Source organism: bacterium 336/3 (genome assembly GCA_001281695.1).
Taxonomy (GTDB): domain Bacteria; phylum Bacteroidota; class Bacteroidia; order Cytophagales; family Thermonemataceae; genus Raineya.
Window position 1 is genome coordinate 2477103 of sequence record LJIE01000001.1, and the last position, 19920, is coordinate 2497022.

General features: G+C 32.5%; 21 protein-coding genes and 1 pseudogene. 12 read left to right on the forward strand and 10 right to left on the reverse strand.

All coding sequences use genetic code 11. The features are described from left to right. Positions 1-106: 106 nt before the first annotated feature. Both AD998_11485 and AD998_11490 read right to left on the reverse strand, forming a co-directional pair. Positions 107-832 carry a hypothetical protein gene (locus AD998_11485; protein ID KOY86683.1) on the reverse strand — a complete coding sequence of 242 codons (726 nt, stop codon included), beginning with the start codon at positions 830-832 and terminating at the stop codon, positions 107-109. 169 nt (positions 833-1001) lie between these two features. After that, positions 1002-1403 (reverse strand): hypothetical protein, encoded by a 402-nt coding sequence (locus tag AD998_11490; GenBank protein KOY88168.1) that lies wholly within the window; start codon positions 1401-1403, stop codon positions 1002-1004. Positions 1404-1552: 149 nt separating this feature from the next. Here AD998_11490 and AD998_11495 point away from each other — a divergent pair, with 149 nt between their 5' ends. From AD998_11495 to AD998_11520, 6 genes and pseudogenes are all read left to right on the forward strand, one after another. After that, complete coding sequence (locus AD998_11495; protein KOY86684.1) at positions 1553-2755, forward strand: alanine dehydrogenase; 1203 nt, start codon at positions 1553-1555, stop codon at positions 2753-2755. 72 nt (positions 2756-2827) lie between these two features. Continuing rightward, positions 2828-4012: a hypothetical protein gene (locus tag AD998_11500; GenBank protein ID KOY86685.1), complete on the forward strand. Its 1185-nt coding sequence runs from the start codon at positions 2828-2830 to the stop codon at positions 4010-4012. Between the two features lie 129 nt (positions 4013-4141). Next, positions 4142-5089 (forward strand): annotated as a pseudogene (locus tag AD998_11505) (hypothetical protein). Between the two features lie 530 nt (positions 5090-5619). After that, positions 5620-6657, forward strand: coding sequence for a hypothetical protein (locus tag AD998_11510; protein ID KOY86686.1), 1038 nt, complete (start codon positions 5620-5622; stop codon positions 6655-6657). Beyond that, the gene (locus AD998_11515; GenBank protein ID KOY86687.1) at positions 6654-7427 is read left to right on the forward strand and encodes a hypothetical protein; all 774 of its coding nucleotides are present in this window, start codon (positions 6654-6656) and stop codon (positions 7425-7427) included. The genes AD998_11510 and AD998_11515 overlap by 4 nt, the downstream gene beginning before the upstream one ends. Positions 7428-7472: 45 nt before the next feature. Beyond that, positions 7473-8195 (forward strand): hypothetical protein, encoded by a 723-nt coding sequence (locus AD998_11520; protein ID KOY86688.1) that lies wholly within the window; start codon positions 7473-7475, stop codon positions 8193-8195. On the opposite strand, the gene AD998_11525 is transcribed toward AD998_11520, so the two are convergent. Then, a complete protein-coding gene (locus tag AD998_11525; GenBank protein KOY86689.1) occupies positions 8192-9523 on the reverse strand; it encodes an adenosylmethionine-8-amino-7-oxononanoate aminotransferase in 1332 nt (443 codons plus the stop codon). The two genes, AD998_11520 and AD998_11525, sit on opposite strands and share 4 nt — an antisense overlap. A gap of 184 nt (positions 9524-9707) precedes the next feature. On the opposite strand from AD998_11525, the gene AD998_11530 reads away from it, so the two are divergent. The 5 genes from AD998_11530 to AD998_11550 all read left to right on the forward strand — a co-directional run bounded on the left by AD998_11530 (position 9708) and on the right by AD998_11550 (position 14457). Next, positions 9708-9944, forward strand: a complete 237-nt coding sequence (locus AD998_11530) for an acyl carrier protein (protein KOY86690.1) — start codon at positions 9708-9710, stop codon at positions 9942-9944. Positions 9945-9968: 24 nt separating this feature from the next. Continuing rightward, positions 9969-11222, forward strand: coding sequence for a 3-oxoacyl-ACP synthase (locus tag AD998_11535; GenBank protein ID KOY86691.1), 1254 nt, complete (start codon positions 9969-9971; stop codon positions 11220-11222). Positions 11223-11224: 2 nt separating this feature from the next. Then, positions 11225-11968, forward strand: a complete 744-nt coding sequence (locus AD998_11540; GenBank protein KOY86692.1) for a ribonuclease III — start codon at positions 11225-11227, stop codon at positions 11966-11968. A 93-nt stretch (positions 11969-12061) separates the two neighbouring features. Further along, positions 12062-12583: a hypothetical protein gene (locus tag AD998_11545; protein ID KOY86693.1), complete on the forward strand. Its 522-nt coding sequence runs from the start codon at positions 12062-12064 to the stop codon at positions 12581-12583. A 119-nt stretch (positions 12584-12702) separates the two neighbouring features. Next, positions 12703-14457: a hypothetical protein gene (locus AD998_11550; protein ID KOY86694.1), complete on the forward strand. Its 1755-nt coding sequence runs from the start codon at positions 12703-12705 to the stop codon at positions 14455-14457. Positions 14458-14496: 39 nt separating this feature from the next. Here AD998_11550 and AD998_11555 read toward each other — a convergent pair whose 3' ends face one another. Beyond that, positions 14497-15132: a hypothetical protein gene (locus tag AD998_11555; GenBank protein ID KOY86695.1), complete on the reverse strand. Its 636-nt coding sequence runs from the start codon at positions 15130-15132 to the stop codon at positions 14497-14499. Positions 15133-15144: 12 nt separating this feature from the next. Next, positions 15145-15783: a hypothetical protein gene (locus AD998_11560; GenBank protein KOY86696.1), complete on the reverse strand. Its 639-nt coding sequence runs from the start codon at positions 15781-15783 to the stop codon at positions 15145-15147. Between the two features lie 105 nt (positions 15784-15888). Between AD998_11560 and AD998_11565 the strand changes: the two genes are divergently transcribed. Further along, positions 15889-16254 (forward strand): hypothetical protein, encoded by a 366-nt coding sequence (locus AD998_11565; protein KOY86697.1) that lies wholly within the window; start codon positions 15889-15891, stop codon positions 16252-16254. 85 nt (positions 16255-16339) lie between these two features. Here AD998_11565 and AD998_11570 read toward each other — a convergent pair whose 3' ends face one another. The 5 genes from AD998_11570 to AD998_11590 all read right to left on the reverse strand — a co-directional run bounded on the left by AD998_11570 (position 16340) and on the right by AD998_11590 (position 19907). Continuing rightward, the gene (locus AD998_11570) at positions 16340-16867 is read right to left on the reverse strand and encodes a hypothetical protein (protein ID KOY86698.1); all 528 of its coding nucleotides are present in this window, start codon (positions 16865-16867) and stop codon (positions 16340-16342) included. A gap of 238 nt (positions 16868-17105) precedes the next feature. Next, positions 17106-17519: a hypothetical protein gene (locus tag AD998_11575; GenBank protein ID KOY86699.1), complete on the reverse strand. Its 414-nt coding sequence runs from the start codon at positions 17517-17519 to the stop codon at positions 17106-17108. Positions 17520-17551: 32 nt separating this feature from the next. Further along, positions 17552-18127, reverse strand: a complete 576-nt coding sequence (locus AD998_11580) for a hypothetical protein (protein KOY86700.1) — start codon at positions 18125-18127, stop codon at positions 17552-17554. A gap of 163 nt (positions 18128-18290) precedes the next feature. Further along, positions 18291-18983: a hypothetical protein gene (locus AD998_11585; GenBank protein KOY86701.1), complete on the reverse strand. Its 693-nt coding sequence runs from the start codon at positions 18981-18983 to the stop codon at positions 18291-18293. A 105-nt stretch (positions 18984-19088) separates the two neighbouring features. Beyond that, the gene (locus AD998_11590) at positions 19089-19907 is read right to left on the reverse strand and encodes a hypothetical protein (protein KOY86702.1); all 819 of its coding nucleotides are present in this window, start codon (positions 19905-19907) and stop codon (positions 19089-19091) included. Positions 19908-19920: the final 13 nt, after the last annotated feature.

Genomic DNA, 19920 nt, shown 5'->3' on the forward strand with positions numbered 1-19920 from the left:
GTTAAATCCATTTCAAGTATCTGATAAATCATAATCTCTGTCAGATTTGATATACAAAAAATGATAGTTAATTAATTATTTTCATCTAAAAAAGATACAATATTTTTTAGAGTCTTATTTTCCTTAGAATATTTTTAGTTTTTTTATCTAATTGAAATAGACATCCTTTGTTGGCAATAATGATAATATCATCTATAGTGATTGTGATGGGAGCTTCGATGGCATCATAATGGTCTTTGTTTTCTAATATATATGAGGGTAGGTCATCAGAGGAGAGAACTTTGTATGAGGGGTAATTGAGTGTAGCATCTTTTTGGGTAACTTCTCTATTTACTCTTTCAAGCGTTTTGGCATTGAAGGTGTGTTTTCTATAAACATATGAGTTTCCATATTTACTGGAATGTTCAACATAATCAAATACATAGAGCAGGTGATTATTGGTATATAGCTTTTCAATTTTATATGCATAACCATAAACACTGAAGTTCCCTTGTATTAAAAAATAAATTATAATTACTAAAAAGAATAAGAAGGTTGTAACTTCTACCCATTTGCCAAAGGAAGTAATATAATGGATAATGTAGCCATAGAAGATTATAATAATAGCTGTAAATAATAATATTTCTGTAAATAATAACAAAAACCAACCCAATCCAGAACTATAATAAAAGTCTGCTAAATTATTGGGAGTGGCTACTTCACCTCTCATAAAACGTTCCATAATTAGTGTCAAGGAGAATATTAGCACACCCAATAACATAAATATAATTATATTTTTTTTTGTGTCTTTGCTTTTGTTTATGATTTTTTTTGTGTATTTATTTTTATTCATGTTTATAAAAAAATTATTAGTTTAGAAAAATTCTTTTATGCTAGAATTTTTTAATAGTAAAAAAACATCATTAACGAAGCATAATGATAGACATAAAACAATCCTTTTTTACAAAAAATAGAGGCAAGTAAAAACCTGCCTCTTGTAAAATATGTCATAGTTATGTAATCTATTCTTTAATAAGGGTAAAGTCCAGAGCATCAATCATATATTTCCCTTGATGCACTTTTACTTTCATAAAAACTCGATAAGAACCATTTTGTGAAGCATATTTACTGATGGAGTAGCTCACACCAGAATTATTGCCTCTGTGATAATTTTCAAAACCATCAGTGGGAGGGTTCTTTCCAAAAAAATCCTTCATGACAAATTCTGCTTGATTTTTACTATAGTTTTGTTTTTTGCCATCAAAATTTAGTTCTACGGTTTCGCCAAAATGTCGGGAAAGACCTTTAGAGTTACCTTGCTTGATGTAAGCCTCTGCGTCTGATATTTCTTTTTGCTGTGCAAATGCTATTGTACTACCTAAAACTATCCAAATCAATAACAAACTAAGTATATGCTTATTCATTCCAAAAATACGGGTTTGATGTGTTTGCAATAATACTATCAAATTTCGTGCTTTTTTTTATAGATGTAATAAAAAACTCAATTTCGAGTAATTGTCAAAGTCAAATACATTTGTTATTTTTGCCAAAAACCAATTAAAACCCAATATTTATGAAGTTAGGTGTTATTAGAGAAGGGAAAATTCCCGTAGATAGACGTGTAGTATTATTGCCAGAACAGTGCAAAAAAATTGAACAAGATTTTCCTGAAGTAAAAGTATTTGTGCAGTCGAGTGTGGTTCGTTGTCTCAAAGACGAAGAATATGAAGCTCTTAATCTGCCTGTTATGGAAAATATGGATGAATGTGATGTGCTTGTAGGCGTGAAAGAAGTCCCTATCAAAGATTTAATACCTAACAAAACTTATTTCTTTTTTTCACATACCATCAAAAAACAAGCATATAATAAAAAATTATTGCAAGTTTGTTTAGAAAAAAAAATTAGACTCATTGATTACGAGTGTCTTACAGATATAAAAGAAGAAAGAATTATTGCTTTTGGGCGTTATGCAGGCATTGTAGGGGCATATCATGCGTTTCGTACATGGGGGCTTAAATACAGACTCTATGAGCTTCATAGAGCCATTGATTGCAAAGATTATGATGATTTACTCAAAGAACTTAAAAAAGTACGTTTGCCAAACATCAAGATAGCTATTACAGGCAGAGGGCGTTCAGGAAAAGGTGCTATCGAAATTGTAAAAGCTCTTAATATCAGGCAAGTAAGCCCAGAAGAATATTTGAATCAAACTTTCAACGAGCCCGTTTTTGTGGTGTTGGCTTCTTCAGATTATTACAAAGCAAAAAATACAAATACTCCATTCGATAAGTTTTATGACAATCCAGAACTTTTTGAATCTGATTTTGTAAAATATGCCAATCAGACAGATTTGTATATTTCTACTCACTTCTGGAATCCAAAAGCTCCTAAACTATTTACGTTGGAAGACTCCAAAAGCCCCAATTTTAAAATTAGTATCATTGCAGATATTACCTGCGATATAGAAGGCTCAATTCCTACAACCCTAAGAGCTTCAACAATTGCAGACCCACTTTATGATTTTAACCCAGAAACAGGACAAGAGGAGAGGGCTTTTAGTAATCTGAATAATATTACCATGATGGCAGTAGATAATTTGCCTACAGAACTTCCTTTTGGTGCTTCTAAAGATTTTGGTGAGCAATTTATGAAACAAGTATTGCCTCAGTTTTTTAACGGAGATAAAGATAAGGTTTTGGAAAGAGCTACCATTGCTCAAAATGGCAAACTGACACCCTATTTTACATATTTGCAAGATTATGTAGATGGGAAATAAAAAAAATGCAATTTGAATAATGTTTCAAGAATTTTAAACGTTTATTTGCCAAATACAAAACAATATTGATACATGATTTCTCTGGAAAAAGGTCTCTTAAATGGAACACACTGTCCCAATTGTGGGACAGAACAATATACGGATTCTTCACATTGCCATAAATGTGGACAAAAACATTTAGACATCAGAAAGTCTGCTTGGAGTTTTTTTAAAGATTTTTTAGATACCAACTTCAATTTCGATAGCAAGGTATTTAAAACAGGTTTGTATTTAATTTTTCGACCAGGCTATCTGACCAGAGCATTCATTGAGGGTAAAAGAAGTGCCTTTTTACCTCCTATTCGTCTGTATATTTTTTTCTCAGTGTTCTTTTTTGCAGGTCTGGTTGCCAGTGTTCCACATGTCAATGAAATAACAGACGAAGAGAAAGTAGAACGAAGAAAAAAAGATTCTATTACCTTTGCCAACCGACAGAAACGGATGGAAGAAGACAGGTTCAATGTATCTAAAAGTAAGAAAAAAGGTAAAAAGCCAAAAACAGAGATAGAAAGGGATATCAATGTGCGAGAAATTGAGAAAGCTTTACAGGTAGAACAAGTATATCTAAAATTATCTAAACAAAGCTTAGATTCTAGTGCAAAAAGTAAGATAGATACAGCTTTTACCAAAGACCTCAAATATCTGAAATATCTAAGAGAGAAGCCTTTCGATATCAATTTCAGTTTTGGTAGAAAATCCGAACCAAAGGCTAATATTAAGCTGATAGATGTTTATACTTTGCCTGTGGACTCAATTTTCAAAAAATACCAGATTACACAAACATGGCAAAAAGTTCTTTTCAGACAAAGTATCAAAACAGCCAAGGACCCTGATGGTTTTATCAGAGATTTTGTAGGCTCTAAGTTGTGGTGGGCAACCCTTCTGATGATTCCTTTTATGGCTTTGATGCTCAAATTGTTGTATATTCGCCGTAAACGATATTATTCAGAACATCTGATATATGGTTTTCATTTCTTTAGTATCACATTACTTTTGGGTATTCCTATTTTTTATATCAAGGATGAGGATGCTCAAGGAATTTATTTTGGCATTTTCTTTTTAGTAACAGTTATCTATCAGATTATTTCACAAAGAGTTGTTTATGAGCAGGGTTGGATAAAAACTATCATAAAGGCTTTCTTATTACAATTTCTTATCTTTATAGGGTCCATATTTTTTATGATATTTGCAGCTATTATAGGATTATTGATGTTATAATAATTACAGTTGAGAAAGATTATCTTACAACTGAGCTATCAGATTTGACAGTTCAGCATGGTTCTCATAACCATAAGAAAAAATGAGGGTTATGAATACAGATTTTGTATCACTAAATCCTCATTTTTTATGAAAAGAATAATTTTTAAAACGAGCTTAAAATCTTTAGCTATTACAACTCTAATCGCAGGTAGTATAGCAAGTTGCAAAAAAGATGATCCAGCACCTGTTCCTAATAATCAAAAAACTATTACACAAATCGTAACAGACGATTCTAATTTCAGTTTTCTGGAAGCAGCTGTTCTGAGAACAGGCTTGCAAAACGCATTATCTGCCGATCCTGGAACGCTCACAGTGTTTGCTCCAACCAATGATGCCTTCAAAGCAGCTGGTTTTGCTACAGAAAATGATGTGAGAAATGCTGATGTAGCGACCCTTACAAGCATTTTACAAAACCATGTACTGACCACAGAAAGAAATGCTGGGAGTTTGGTGAATGGAGAAATCCTAAATACACTTTCCAATAAACCACTAGTAATCAGTAAAGGTAGTAGCGTGGTTGTGAATAATGCAACAGTCAGTACAGCCGATTTAAAAGCAAAGAATGGGACAATTCATGTTGTCAATTCTGTAATAGTTCCACGTACTTCGATTTTAGATGCAGCTTTAGGAAATGCTAATCTCTCTCTATTGACAACAGCAGTAGCCAATGTAAGTAGAAATACCTCTACGAATGTAGCTGCACTTCTTATCAGAGCTGTTGATCAAAAATTAACAGTATTTGCTCCAACCAATGATGCTTTTACAGCAGCAGGATTCAATCAGGCATTTTTATCAAATCCAGCAAATGCTTCTGCAATATTAAGTATTTTAACCTATCATGTATTGAATGGTCAGGTAAATGCTAGTCAGGTGCCTGCTGGACCCAATGCAAGTGTGAACACTTTTGATGGCTCACGCCCTGTTTATGCGACTCGTAATGGAAATGGTGTGTTTATCAATGGTATTCGTGTGGCAACTGCCGATGTATCAGCAGATAATGGGGTAGTTCATGTAATAGGAAGTGTTTTGATACCACCTGCTGGCACACTTACCAATTTAGTAGCAACAGATACACGTTTTAGTCGTTTATTGAGAGTTATTCAGTATGCAGATGCCAATACAAGCCCTTCAGCAGGTTTAGCAAATCTTCTTAGTGGAACAGCTAATAGTCCATTTACAGTATTTGCTCCAGTAAATGATGCTTTTAACTTCTTAGATGCTAATTCTAACGGAACTCTAGAAGATAGCGAATTGGCAGCTGTTGGAGCTTCAGCTTTGGCAGATATTGTTCGCAGACACGTAGTGGTTGGCTCAAGAGCATTTTCTTCCGATTTATCCAACGGACAAACTATTACAGTAGCCAATGGTACACTTTCTGTTTCTATCAGTGGTTCAACAGTTACTCTTACACCAAATTCTTCAACACCTGTAAGTGCTAATGTTCTTGTTACCAATGTAATGGGTACAAATGGAGTAGCTCATGCTATCAATAATGTATTAAGATAAAACAATTTTCAGCTCTAAATGCTTTTAGTATTTAGAGCTGATTTTTAATATAGGTTAGTATGCTTTTTTCACATAAATACAGATACATTTTTATTTTATTACTCGGATTGTATTCTTATTTCAATACAGTTCTCACAGAAGTGTTCGAATTCTATCCCATTCATGCTCCTTCTATTTATATTATTTCTGTTTTTTTATTAATTACAGCAATCATATGGGAAGGAAATAGAGTTTTGCAACGCTTATTGCCTCAAAAAGTTATTATTTCAGGAAAAAAAGTACATTTCTTAATCATACAATTTCTTTCAAGTTTACCAATTGCCTTGCTGGCAGGTTTTCTACCCACATATCTGATAGGCACTTATGGCTTAGATTATGAATGGTCTCAAATTTTGCTTCCTCTCAAATTATCTATCGTATTTAGTTTTCGGGTAAGTTTATTTTTACATTGTTTGAATGTCATTTCTTATTATATTAGTCAGTATCAACAAAAACTTTTGGAAGCGGAAGAACTCAAAAGGACATCCGTTCAGGCTCAACTTCAATCTTTAAGAAGCCAAGTAAATCCTCATTTCTTGTTCAATAATCTGAATGTACTTTCCTCATTGATACTCAAAGATGCTCATACAGCCAATGAATTTGTTGAGCAGTTCTCTAAAGTATATCGTTATGTCTTAAAAAGCCATGAAAGAGAGCTAACACCACTAAATGAGGAACTGGACTTTATACAATCATATTTATATCTTCTACAAAAAAGATTTGCTGATAACCTCATTGTCGATATCAAGATTGAGCAAAAATATCTGGAATACAGCATTGTACCTGTAGCACTTCAGATGCTGTTAGAAAATGTAATCAAACATAATATCGTGTCTCAAAAAAAACCACTCAAAATACTGATTTACACAGACTCAGATGCTCACATTATTGTATGTAATTCGCTCCAACGTAAAACTCTCTTAGAAAAAGATTCAACACTTGTAGGGCTTAAAAATATAGCCAAACATTATCAGTTATTGAGTCATAGAAATATTGAAGTTATTGAAGATGAAGACTTTTTTAAAGTAAAGTTACCACTTATTGACGTTCAGTTATGAAAATACTAATTGCAGAAGATGAGGCTCTTGCTTCAGAAAGACTCCAATTATTGCTCAAACAATATGATGCTTCCATTGAAATAGTAGCTTCTTTAGATTCTGTTGAAGATATCATTGAATTTATGACTCAAAACCCTTCACCAGACTTACTATTGCTGGATATTCACCTCTCTGATGGGCATATTTTTGAGCTATTTCATCATATACAACTTCATGTACCCATTATTTTTACAACTGCCTATGATGAATATGCTTTAAAAGCCTTCAAATACAATAGTATAGACTATTTGTTAAAACCCATTCGTTTAGAAGAATTAAGTCTGTCTCTCAAAAAATACAAAACGATTCAAGAATATCATCAACAAGCCATTCCAAATATAGATGTGATAGTGGATGCTCTCAAAAAAAATATACAAGCATCTCATTATCAATATAAGTCAAGATTTTTAGTAAAATATGGAGATAAAATGCAGTATCAAGATATAGAAGATATAGCTTATTTTTATACAGATGAAAAAGCTTGTTTTTTAAGTAATATACAAGGAAAACGTTTTATTATAGAATATACTTTAGAACAACTAGAAAATATATTAGACCCTGCTTTATTTTTTAGAATTAATAGAAAATTTATCCTAAAAATCAACGCTATCAAGGAGTTTAAAAGTTATATTAACAGTCGTTTGAAGATTTTTTTAGAACCTCACATCAATATGGATGTCATTGTGAGCAGAGAAAAAGTACAATTCTTTAAACAATGGATAGATCAATAGCGTTATGCAACATAATTGCACATATTACTACTTATCTTATTTTTTATGAAATCATTTTTTTTATTTTTTGCTCTCTTTCAAATTGCTTCTTTTTCTATTTTTGCTCAAAAAAATACAGAAAAAGTATTATACCTAAAAAATGAATGGGTTATTCGAGGAAAAGTTTTATCCGATGACTCCGAAAAAATAAAAATCCAAACAACACAAGGAAATATATTTGTGTTTTCAAAGACAGATGTTTTAGAAATCAAAGAGGAAAAAGTCTTTTCTAATACCAGCTATAAAACAAAAGGTTTTTCTCATTATACAGAATTGGGAGCATTGGCTGCAAGGAATACAGCAAATCCAAACGTAAATACCTCTGCATTTTCATTTCAGACAGTAAACGGATATAAATTTAATCAATATTTATTTTTAGGAGGTGGCATAGGGATTGATTTATATGCAACACAAACATTCTTGCCTGTTTTTGGAAGTATAAGGGGTGATTTTGTAAAAAATAAGCTTGTTATACCATTTTATTTTCTTGATATAGGATATGGAAAAAACATTACAACCAATGAAAATCCTAACCTGACATTCAGTGGTGGAGCTCTTTGGGGAGCAGGTATAGGAATGAAGGTTATTTTTAATAATTCTACTGGTTTTTTATTAAGTGTTGGGTATAGACAGCAACAGGGTACGGAGAACATCAATATGATGAACTCCACTCAAGAAAAAAGTTTTAATTATCAAAGAATAGCTCTAAGAGCAGGTTTTAGTTTTTAACTATATTGACTCAAAAGTTCTTCAATAGCTTCATAAATTTGCTGTAATTCTTCTTGTAGAATTATGTATGGAGGCATTACATATACCACATTTCCCAAAGGGCGAAGAAGCATATTTTTTTCTAAGAAAAACTGATAGACTTCTTTGCCTATACTGTTAAAATAACTGCTTTCTTCGCTATTTTTCAGCTCAATAGCCAAGATTGTTCCAATACTTCGGATATTCTTAATGGCTTTGTGTTTGGCAATTTTCGATTCAAAACGAATATGAGACTGTTCTATTTGATTAATAGCTTTTATGCAATCTTTATGAATGAGTAAATCCATGCTAGCCAAAGCAGCAGCACAAGCAATGGGGTTGGCTGTAAAAGAATGTCCATGATAAAATGTTTTAGATGACTCTGGTGAACGAAATACAGAAATGACTTCTTCGGTACAAGTAGTTGCTCCCAAAGCCATAAAACCACCCGTAATGCCTTTAGAAAGACACATAATATCAGGTTTATTTGTACAATATTCTGATGCAAAAAGTTTTCCTGTTCGTCCAAAACCTGTCATCACTTCATCTGCAATGCACAAAATATTGTGTTTCTTAGCTATTTCTAAAAGTGCATCTAAAATTTCGACACTATACATTCGCATACCAGCAGCTCCTTGTACAAGAGGTTCATAAATGAAGGCAGCGACCTCCCCAGAAGCAGCCAATTCTTCCATTTTTTTAAGGGTTTGACCAACTGAAATACACTTCTCTGTACTTCGTGTACCTCCACAACAACCACCCTGATAGCAAGTAGGGAAGGGCAGGAACTCCACATCAAATAATTTTTCTTGAAATGGAGCATTGAAAGGATTTCGACTACCCACTGACATTGCCCCAAAGGTATCTCCATGATAAGCACCTTCCAAAGCAATAATTTTATTCTTTTTAATACCTTGATTATACCAATATTGTAAAGCCATTTTAAGAGCTACTTCACAAGCTGTACTACCATCATCTGAGTAAAAAACTTTTTTCTGATTTTGAGGTAAAATAGCTAAAAGCCTTTCAGCGAGTTCTGTAGCTGGCTTATGAGTAAAACCTGCAAAAATAATATGCTCTAAGGTTTGAGCCTGTTCATAAATGGCTTCAGCAATTTTTGGATGACTATGTCCATGTAAATTTACCCACCACGAAGCAATTCCATCTAAAATTTTTTGACCATCTTCTGTGTAAAGATATACCCCTTGGGCTTTTGTAATAGGCAAAGCTGGTTCAGAGCCAACAAGAGGAGTGAAAGGATGCCAAATATATTGTTTATCTTTAGAAGAAATAGCTGAATGCACAATCATTAAATTTTTAGTGAAAAACGTTGTAAAAATAACGCTTTAAAATGAAAACACGAAAATATTTACATTACTCATTGTTTTGTTACTCATTGTTGGTTGATTAATTGTAACTTTTTTACCTTTTTTTTTGGCAAATGATTGTAAATTGTATTTATTTGCGTTCTGTTAAACCAAAACTCAACAACAAATGTCAACAATTGCAGAAAAAGTAAAAGGTATTATTGTGGAAAAATTAGGCGTAGAGCCTTCTGAAGTAACCACTGATGCAAGTTTTACCAACGACTTAGGGGCGGACTCCTTAGACCAAGTAGAATTAATCATGGAGTTTGAGAAGGAGTTTAATGTTTCAATTCCTGATGATCAAGCAGAAACCATTACTACTGTAGGTCAAGCGATTTCCTACCTTGAAGCAAATGTAAAGTAGTATTTTATCCAAAAATTCAACTTAATGAACCCAAGAAGAGTGGTAATAACGGGATTAGGGGCAGTTACACCTCTTGGAAACTCTGTAGAGCAATACTGGCAGGGGCTTTCTAAGGGAGTAAGTGGAGCTGTTCCTATTACTCGTTTTGATGCATCTAAATTCAAAACACGCTTTGCCTGTGAAGTCAAAGATTTTGATGCAAAGCAATATATAGAACATAAAGAAGCCCGTAAAATGGATATCTTTCAGCATTATGCTATGGCAGTTGCTGAACAAGCTATTTTAGACGCAGGTTTCAATATGGAAACCCTTAATAAACGCCGTGTAGGTGTTATTTGGGGTTCAGGAATTGGAGGTTTACGCTCTTTGCAAATGGAAGTTGTAGATTTTGCAAAAGGGGATGGTACACCTCGATTCAATCCATTCTTTATTCCCAAGATGATAGCAGACTTGGCTCCAGGACATATTTCTATTAAATATGGATTTTTAGGACCCAATTATACAACTGTATCTGCTTGTGCATCAGCTAATAATGCAATTATTGATGCTTTCAACTATATTCGTTGGGGGAAAGCCAATGTAATTCTTACTGGAGGTTCTGAAGCAGCTGTTACAGAGGCTGGTGTGGGAGGCTTTAATGCTAACAAAGCTCTTTCTGAAAGAAATGATGCCTACGAAACTGCCTCAAGACCCTATGACAAAACCAGAGATGGTTTTGTGTTAGGAGAGGGTGGAGCTTGTCTTGTTTTAGAAGAATATGAGCATGCTATAAAGCGTGGAGCTAAAATTTATGCTGAGATGGTAGGAGGAGGTTTTTCTTCTGATGCTCACCATATTACAGCACCACATCCAGAAGGAATAGGTGTAATCTATTGTATGGAGGATGCTTTAGAAGATGCAGGCATTACACCAGATAAAATTGATTACATCAATACACATGGTACTTCTACGCCTATTGGAGATCCGCAAGAAGTAATAGCTATACAAAAAGTTTTTGGAGACCATGCCTACAAACTCAATATGAGTTCTACAAAATCCATGACAGGACATCTATTGGGTGCTGCTGGTGCTGTAGAAGCTTTGGCTTGTGTGTTGGCTATTCAAAATCAAATTGCACCGCCAACTATTAACTTGGTTGAACTAGATGATCAGTTAGATAGTAAATTAAATTTTACTGCGAATCAAGCTCAAGCTCGTAAAATAGATTATGTTCTCAGTAACGATTTTGGTTTTGGAGGACATAATACATCTTTAATATTCAAAAAATTTGAAGGCTAGTTGTGAGCATCAAATCTTTTTTTAATTTCTTCAAGAAAAAAACTGAAGATGACAAAAGGCTTATCTCTTTCATCAATTTGATGACAGGAGCTAAGCCTTTGAATTTAAATATCTATAAACTCGCTCTTAAGCATTCTTCTGTTGCAGAAAAAACACCCAATCAGAGTTTTAAACTCTCCAATGAACGACTCGAATATCTTGGAGATGCTATTTTGGGGGCTATTATAGCAGAATATCTTTATAAAAAATACCCTTATAAAGATGAAGGTTTCCTAACTGAAATTCGTTCCAGAATTGTAAACAGAGAAAGCCTCAACAATCTTTCTAGAAAAATTGGTCTTGCCGATTTGGTAGAGTTTGAAGGGCAACGCTACGCCCGAACTTATCAGTCTATGGCAGGAGATGCCCTTGAGGCATTCATAGGGGCTGTTTTTTTGGATAAAGGTTTCTATTTCTGTAAGAAATTTGTTCTTAAAAGGCTCATCCAACCACATTTAGATATTGAAAAAATTGTACAGACTAATCTTAACTTCAAAAGTTTGCTTATTGAGTATGCTCAAAGAGAAAACAAAGAAATAGAATTTGTACTCATAGACGAAAAAAACAACAAAGGTACAACCGTTTTCACTGTGGAAGTGCAGCTTGATGGCGAATCGGTGGGAGTTGGTATGGGACAAAACAAGAAAAAAGCTGAACAAGCTGCTGCCGAAAAAGCATTTGCCAATCTACAAACCAAGAAAGATTAAAGAGTATAAATTTTTTCTTGAAAAGATTTTATGGAATTCCATAAAATCTTTTATCTTGAGTAGAAAAATCATCTCTATTAAAACATAAATTGTATGAGTTATGGAATTATGCCCTACAGAGTAAATTTGGATAGGGTAAAAAGCCGTTTTGGTTGTACAGTAAGTTCTAAAAGGTCTAAAATAAAAAAAGCGTGTGCTCGTTATGCCAAGCAAATAGATGAATGGGATGAAAATACTCCTACGATGATGGAAATTGTAGAAGAGCTTTTGGATGGCAAAGCTACACATGCCAATCTAGGCTATAAATATTGGTATGCTCTTAAAGGTTTTATGGAAGATTTGGGACGTTTTATGTCTAATAGAGAGTGGTATCCTGCTTCTGCTGATGTTTTTTTCGATTTGTCAGAATTTGGCTTGTACAACATTGATGCTCCTATGAAAATTCCTACACCAGACGATTTTCCTACTGTTTTTGTATTGAAAAGTGAAAATATGACACCAGACTTAGATTTAAAACTTCAGCAAAAGCTTTCAGGAGGGCAACTCAGAGAAATACAAAGTTGGATAAATGAAGCCAAACAATATAAACAAGATATAGTATTATATTACCACTAAAATACGCTAAAAGGCGTATTTTTTATGCTCGTTTTTTTACAGATTTTTGCTATATGCTTATTCGATGTATCTATATTTTACTTTTCTTAAATAGCGTTGTTGCTTTCTCACAAAGTATTGTGAAAGTTCCCATATCTAAAGTAATACCCTCACCCATTAATGGAAAAACGGTTTCTTTTACAAAGTTTATTCATACAATTGTTAACTATGTTCCTACAACAAGAGCTAATGAAGGTTTTATTGTAGAATATAGAGATGTGAATGTTATTTTTGATGAAAAGGAGGATAGAGAGGGCATGGACAAACGTTTCAATGAACCCAACTCGCCCGTTTGGAGAGTAAAACATGATGTTACCATTGTGAAATGTACTTTCGATAAAGCTATGTGGTGGGTCATGAATAAAATGGTCTTTGAAGGTTTTTTCGGTATATCTAGTTGTGTTGATTTAAAAATTATATTAAAAAATAGCACTTTTGAAAAAACGATAAGGTTTGAAAGAAATGATATTGGTTTTTTAGATTTTGACCAAGTAGATTTTAAACATGGGTTTCGTTATCATTTTAATGTTATCCAAGACCATTTAAAGTTTAGTAATTGCAAGTTTAGCATCAATCCACTCATTAAAGATGATACTCGCTTCTCAGGATTTGATATGTATGTAATAGAGCCTCGTTTGCTTGAAATTCATCAAAAAGGCGAAGCAGATTTAACTATTGAAAATACAGAATTCAAAGTTCCTTTTCAATTCCAAAATACAGCCAAAGGAGTCATAGATATTTCTACTTCCAATTTCAATAATATGGCTTTGGTAGGCAATAAATTTGAGTGTAATATCAATTTGACCAAAACGGCTATCCAAAACCAATTTTTACTGAATGATAGTTACATCAGTGGTAAAATTATTATTGACGCTTTTAACCTAAATCCAACCAATACCCGTATACAATGGTCGAGTGTGGCAGATAATAAAATTTCAGTGTATGATAAAAATAACAAACTGATTAATGGGGTTATGCGTAGCCAAATTAAAGATGAAGTAGTTTTTAATAATCTGATTAGTTGTTATGCCAATTTCTATACAGTATTTAAAACACAAGGCAATCGGATGTTTGCCAATAGCTGTTATGTAGAATGGAAGAATATTGAAACTGAATATCTCAGAAATACTTACAAAAACAAAGAGGTAAATGTTTATTTTAATTATTTGATGAATTTGTTTCTTCGAGAATTCTGCGATTATGGAACAAACCCTCTCAAATCTATTTATATTTCAGTTTGGGTGCTTATTTCCTTTGGATTGGTATATTTTGTAAGCCCTTTCAGAGTAAACTATAATAAAAACGAGAACAATACACCTACAACTATTTACGGAAAACTTGCCATGTATGCTCGTTATTTTTCGGAAGAAAATAGCCTCAAAAATATTTATTCTGAACATGTGCCCTCTGGAGTACCTGATAACGATGCAAAAAAATATGCTGATTTGATAGAAGTCAAAAAAGAAAGTTTACCGGCATTTTTTCGTTGGGTAGCTTTTCCGTTAGCATGGTGGAAAAATATGAAACATAGATTTATATTGAAATTTTATGATTGGATAGACCAATATCCTACACATTGGTACAATTTTACAAAGAAACAAAAAGTAAAAGCCTTTTTTGTTTTTGGAACGCTTATCATTCTCGATTTTCTCTATTTTACAGTTGTTCGGGCTGTGGACTCTCTTACCTTAAGCCTCAATGTATTTTCTACACTTGGTTTTGGGGAAGTACCAGTCAAAGGGGTGATTCGTTATCTGACAGTCATAGAGGGTTTTGTAGGCTGGTTTTTACTTTCTATTTTCAGTGTAGCACTGATTAGCCAGATTATACAGTAGTTATGAATCCTAAATGATTTATACGAGAAAGAAAAAAGATTAGATATTCCCATAAAATTCAGGGTAGCCATTGGGTTCTGCATACAAAGCCCAAGAAAAATCTTTGCTTATCCAATAATGATTATCATAAGCATACATCTCAGAAAACCATTTTCCTGAAAGCTCAGTAGCTCCTCTGTAAGAGAGTTTATGAACATAATAAATGTGTTCTTCTTCTGCTTCAATGGCATCAGATAGTCGAATAAACTTTTCAGGATACTCGTTGGCATATTCAAACCATTTGGAAAACTTTAATTCCTCATCAAATTTTTTCCAAATATATTCCCATGTTTCTTCATTGATGGGTTTTCGGTAGGGGACTTCGGGAAATGTATGAGCTTTTTTGAGGTCAATTTTTAATTGCTTGTGAATTTTGAGCAATATTTCAGAAACATCTTTCTTTTTTTCAAAATCTGTTTGAATGGATTGTGTAATAATATTTAAAATTTCTGTTCTTGGAGTCTCTAATATAAAATCTTCGGAATCAAATGCTTCAATACTTGCTATAAACAGATTTAAACAAGTATGATGATGAAACACATTCAAAGGATAATATCCTGATATATAAAGAGACTTAACCTTCTGAATTTGCTGAACAAGACTGTATCGCAAGGCATTGTATATTGTATCATTCATAAAAAGAGAACTTTATGGATACAAATACATCATCAGATTCAGTCTTGCAGTAATGCTACTCATCAGGGGCATAGCATCCTCGATAGGGCAAACAACTGTACTGATAAACTCTCTTTCACCTTCTGCACCTGTTTGTTTTCCTCTGAAAGAATCAATTTCTGATGCTGAGAGTTCTACTTCACAGGAAAACAGATAACCACCTTCATCCAACAACCCTGGGGAGCTATACAATAGTGTATCATTTAATAAGCATAATTGTTCTTTTTGGACTTCAAGACCTGTTTCTTCAGCTATTTCTTTGACGGCTACGGCAAAAGGGTCTGTTTGGTTATCACACATGCCTGCGGGGTGTTCGTAGGAGTATTCGCCATTGGCAATTCGGTACTGACGAACCAAAAGTAAATAACGTTTCTTTGTTTCTTTTTCAATCAGTACAGTTACGATACTTACAAAATGCCCACGAATCAGAGCAATAGGCAATAACTTTTCACCATTGGGGGCTTGAGCCTCTGCATGAACAAAACCGAACAAAAGTTCACCATTTTGTTTATGTACCAAATGCAATGGGCGTACTTCCGAAACAGAAATATTATTGTTTTCTAAGGCTTTTAGCCATTGATGATATTTTAATGATTCTTCAAGGGTTTGCATGTAGGGTAATTATAATACATAATGTGATAACATTTTTTTGGTATGAATTTAATAAAAAAAATGTATGTTTGGTTGTATTAGTTTAAACCAAATGTAATAACTACTATGTCATCCAAAAAATTAAAGTTTTCCACCATTTTAGAGTATATTCTTACAGTTTTAATAACAAAATTGGTTTATGATTTTTTGATGTATGTATTACCTGTGATTCAATCTACTAAAAATCCTTATTATGATGTGTTGATTGGAATGGGACTAACCATCATTGTTTTTTATCCAGTATATGGTTTTATCCATACTATAGTAGAAAAAGTTTCAAAAATGGTAATTAAAGCAGATGGTAGAAAAAAAACTACTCAATATATTGAAATGACTGTTGGTTTTTTAGTGATTGTAGCTTTGGTTTTCGCTGGACTCATGAAAATTAAACGTGAAATAAATGTTTTTCAAGAAATTTTTAAGTTGTTTTAAAATTTTGAGATAAGTTTGGAATTAATACGAGCTACAAACTCGCACCAGTAGAAAATTAATGAGTTGTATAACGGTTTAGTGATAACTATTTCCGTATATCCAAATCGAATTTGCATTTTTCTATATATGCAATAATGTCAGGAAGGCTTTGTTCTAAATTTATATATGTATTTGATGTATTGGCAATATCTCCAACCACATATTTAAAGTCAACTAAATTAATAATGTCTAATATTAGTTGTTCTTTTGTTTTTTCGTTTAGTACAGCTTCTTTTCCATTGAATCCAATAGTAAAACCATGAAGTAAGTTATCATTCCATGTTCTAAAGTCAATAGTTACAGGAAAACGAAAATTTGAATGTCTATAACTAAGCAAACCTAAACTTTTCCAATTACACAAGTGATTCAACACTTGTTCCAAATACATTAAGTTATTCAAATAGAAAATTTCATTTTCCTTTCCATCTTGAGTATCATTAAAGATAATAAATTCGTCATCTTCAATAATTAGATTGAAGTTAATTCCTTCAAACTTTTTATGCAGATTTAACAAAAAAGGTTTCGGTATTTGCCCTTCTTTTAGTAATACAAGAGTTACATCAAACCAACCCATATTTTTTCAATTATTTATTTGTGTCTGCTTTTAAGTGATGTTAGGTATTATAATGACGTTTACTTTCGTCATTGTGAGTGTAACGAAGCAATCTCAAACGTCATAGCAAACAAAGTGAAGCTATCTTGTCATTGCAATAATCTTTGATTACTTCGCCTCATTTTATTCTGCTCGTAATGACGTTTATTCTTGCAAGGAATAATTGTTCATGATACTTAAAAAGGTGGCTATCATTTCTTTATTCATCTTCTCCAATTAATTTTATTTCTTGCCCAATGAACATAAGTGCATTTGTATGTGGTATGCCAATATGTATTTCACGCATTCCATATTCCTGATTAAACGGTTCTTTCACTTTTAATCCATCCAATTTATTCTTAATCGAAGCCCAAAGATTATCAATGCTATCTACTTGCAAATAAAACTCCATTTGTCCAATGTCCTGCCCAGCTCGTAAAATATGGATAGTCAGATTATCTTTCTGACAAATTGCATAAGATTCTGTATCCATAACAAGCGAGAAACTTAATACATCCTTGAAAAACTGTACCGTTTCTTTGATATCAAACGAAGGTATCATTGGGCTTAGTAAAAGAGCATTATACATAATTGTTTTTGGTTTAAGTATTTGGTATGAGCTACAAACTTGCATTAGCGATGGGGTTTGCATGTATAAACGCAGTTTTAAAAATTTTCATCTGTTAAGATTTTCTTAGATTTTAATTTTTCTAAAATAAAGTATGCTTCTGCTTCATCAATTCCATCTCCAAATTTAACATCCTGTAAACCATAACTAAATCTAATAGTTCCGTTTGTATGAGAGAAGATTAAATTTTTACGATACAAAAGTTTATCCGATGTACTTTCTTCTTGTTCTACTCTTATTTTTTTTACTTCCTGTATGTTATAAATTTTTGGTTGGGATAACAATAAACCTTTTTTTCTTATTGTAAGTGTTCCTTTTTTAAATGTAAAGACTTCTTTACCAAAGGCATTCCACAAAAATATTTTGAATATAAAGAATCCTGAAACAGTCCAAAAACAAAGCCAAAAAAGTATAAATAAATTGAAATAGAGTTCTTTTATAAAAACTGTTAATATAAAAAAAATAATACCTATCATTTCTCCTATTACCCAGCCACTACAAAGCCATGCACCAAAAAAGATGATTAAAAACCAATTTTTTTTAATTGGAATAATTATTTCAAGTTCATAAGAGTTTTCATGGATTATAGCTCGTCCATTGTATGGTTTTTCCATAATTGATATCTGAACCTATAAGGTTTGGCTTATGCCTTCTTTCAGTTTAAAAACCTTATAGGTTTTTGTTATATTACTACTTTTTATCTTTATTATCCAAAACAGTGATTAAAAACTATCATTAAGCTTTTATCTTCTCAAATTGTTCAGTTTTATCCTAATTTCATTTCTTTTTTAGTTCTTTCATTAAGTCTTCTAAGTAATCTGTTTGGATTTCCTGAATTTCTAATAGTTTTTTGTTTTGATGAACAAGCAAGTGGTCTATTTTTTCACTTAATAACTTGATTTCAAGTTCAGCTTTCAGGTTGATTTTATAGTCGTGTTCGCCTCGTTGTCGGTCTTTTTGTTCTTGTCTGTTTTGGCTCATCATAATAATTGGTGCTTGAATAGCAGCCAAACAAGAGAGGATAAGGTTAAGCAATATAAAAGGGAATGGGTCAAAAGGTTTTGCGGATAGAAACCAGATATTAATAATCATCCAAACCAGAATAAATGAAAAAAATGTGATGATAAAAGTCCAACTACCACCAAATGTTGCCACCTTGTCAGCAATGCGTTGTCCGAGAGTAAGTTCGGATTCTATTTCATCTTGTATATTTTCAGACAGAATAGAATTGTTTTTAATTGCGTCCATAACATCTCTGTCAATAGCTGCTACTTCTCCTTTTTCTTGGGTGATTAAAGAAGTCAGATAAAGACGTCTGTACTGGTTAAGTTCGGTAATTGAAATAAAGTCATCTGTGGTAAAGTCTGGGAAGTCAGATTTAATTAAATTAAAAATGCCTTCTCTGATGTCCTGACCTTTAATGTCTTCACCCTTTTGAATTTCTTGTTGGCTGATGTGGCTTGTTTTCATTTTGGGTGTCTTTTAAAATAAGAGATAACGGTTTCAGTGTTTGTCTTTGGCAAGCTTTCATAGTTTCACTTGTCTGTTTATTGCTTAATTACTATAAAACCAGTGTTAGTTATAATTTTTTTTTCTCAAATACCATTCCATACAAATAATAGCAAAAATTAATAGAGCTAATTGAGGAATCAATGTCATCAGTTCGCTACTTTGATAATTTTCAAGTGAATCTCCATTTTTCTGTCTTAAAGTCCAAATGTTAAATGAATTATTAGAAATTCCAAAAGCTGATGTTGTTAAATTGGCTGCATAATGCAAGCCTGTAGGCATTGAAATACCTTCTGAATAAATAGCAACTAAACCATATAAAATACCCCAAACACCTGCTCCCAAAAACGAATTTTGAATTGTCCAACCATTGGCTATATGATACAGTGCAAATAGGATGGATGTAATAACGATGGAGTTTCTTATACCAATTTTGTTTTTTAGAATTGATAAAGGATATGCCCGAAAGCCAACTTCTTCCATAAAAGCCAGTGGAATTAATGGGAGTGTCCAAAAAAGAAAATTGAAAATATTACTATTTGTGTTTGAGTCAATTTTAAAATCAGAAAAATAAATCACATACAATACTGATAACCCCATTATTCCAATTCCTAATAAAAATCCTATAAAGAATTTTATCAGGGTACTTTTTTCAAATGTTAAACCTATGTCAGTGAATGATTTCTCGTCAAATTTTATAAATAATAATGTTGTTAAAAATGCTGCAATTGTTCCTAAAGTACCATGAGCTAACCTTTCAAATTTTTCAGGGGTTAAAGATTTAAAAAATGAAAAAAATATGAAAATTCCAGTGAATACAATGCAAAATAGTGTTGCCTTGAGTATATATTTTATCTTGAATTTTTCTTGAAAAGTTTCTTTCATAAGAATATCTGTT

Coding starts and splice junctions, on each gene's coding strand:
- AD998_11485 (KOY86683.1), bottom strand. CDS start 832: ATGAATAAAAATAAATACACAAAAAAAATCATAAACAAAAGCAAAGAC.
- AD998_11490 (KOY88168.1), bottom strand. CDS start 1,403: ATGAATAAGCATATACTTAGTTTGTTATTGATTTGGATAGTTTTAGGT.
- AD998_11495 (KOY86684.1), top strand. CDS start 1,553: ATGAAGTTAGGTGTTATTAGAGAAGGGAAAATTCCCGTAGATAGACGT.
- AD998_11500 (KOY86685.1), top strand. CDS start 2,828: ATGATTTCTCTGGAAAAAGGTCTCTTAAATGGAACACACTGTCCCAAT.
- AD998_11510 (KOY86686.1), top strand. CDS start 5,620: ATGCTTTTTTCACATAAATACAGATACATTTTTATTTTATTACTCGGA.
- AD998_11515 (KOY86687.1), top strand. CDS start 6,654: ATGAAAATACTAATTGCAGAAGATGAGGCTCTTGCTTCAGAAAGACTC.
- AD998_11520 (KOY86688.1), top strand. CDS start 7,473: ATGAAATCATTTTTTTTATTTTTTGCTCTCTTTCAAATTGCTTCTTTT.
- AD998_11525 (KOY86689.1), bottom strand. CDS start 9,523: ATGATTGTGCATTCAGCTATTTCTTCTAAAGATAAACAATATATTTGG.
- AD998_11530 (KOY86690.1), top strand. CDS start 9,708: ATGTCAACAATTGCAGAAAAAGTAAAAGGTATTATTGTGGAAAAATTA.
- AD998_11535 (KOY86691.1), top strand. CDS start 9,969: ATGAACCCAAGAAGAGTGGTAATAACGGGATTAGGGGCAGTTACACCT.
- AD998_11545 (KOY86693.1), top strand. CDS start 12,062: ATGAGTTATGGAATTATGCCCTACAGAGTAAATTTGGATAGGGTAAAA.
- AD998_11555 (KOY86695.1), bottom strand. CDS start 15,132: ATGAATGATACAATATACAATGCCTTGCGATACAGTCTTGTTCAGCAA.
- AD998_11560 (KOY86696.1), bottom strand. CDS start 15,783: ATGCAAACCCTTGAAGAATCATTAAAATATCATCAATGGCTAAAAGCC.
- AD998_11565 (KOY86697.1), top strand. CDS start 15,889: ATGTCATCCAAAAAATTAAAGTTTTCCACCATTTTAGAGTATATTCTT.
- AD998_11570 (KOY86698.1), bottom strand. CDS start 16,867: ATGGGTTGGTTTGATGTAACTCTTGTATTACTAAAAGAAGGGCAAATA.
- AD998_11575 (KOY86699.1), bottom strand. CDS start 17,519: ATGCAAGTTTGTAGCTCATACCAAATACTTAAACCAAAAACAATTATG.
- AD998_11580 (KOY86700.1), bottom strand. CDS start 18,127: ATGGAAAAACCATACAATGGACGAGCTATAATCCATGAAAACTCTTAT.
- AD998_11585 (KOY86701.1), bottom strand. CDS start 18,983: ATGAAAACAAGCCACATCAGCCAACAAGAAATTCAAAAGGGTGAAGAC.
- AD998_11590 (KOY86702.1), bottom strand. CDS start 19,907: ATGAAAGAAACTTTTCAAGAAAAATTCAAGATAAAATATATACTCAAG.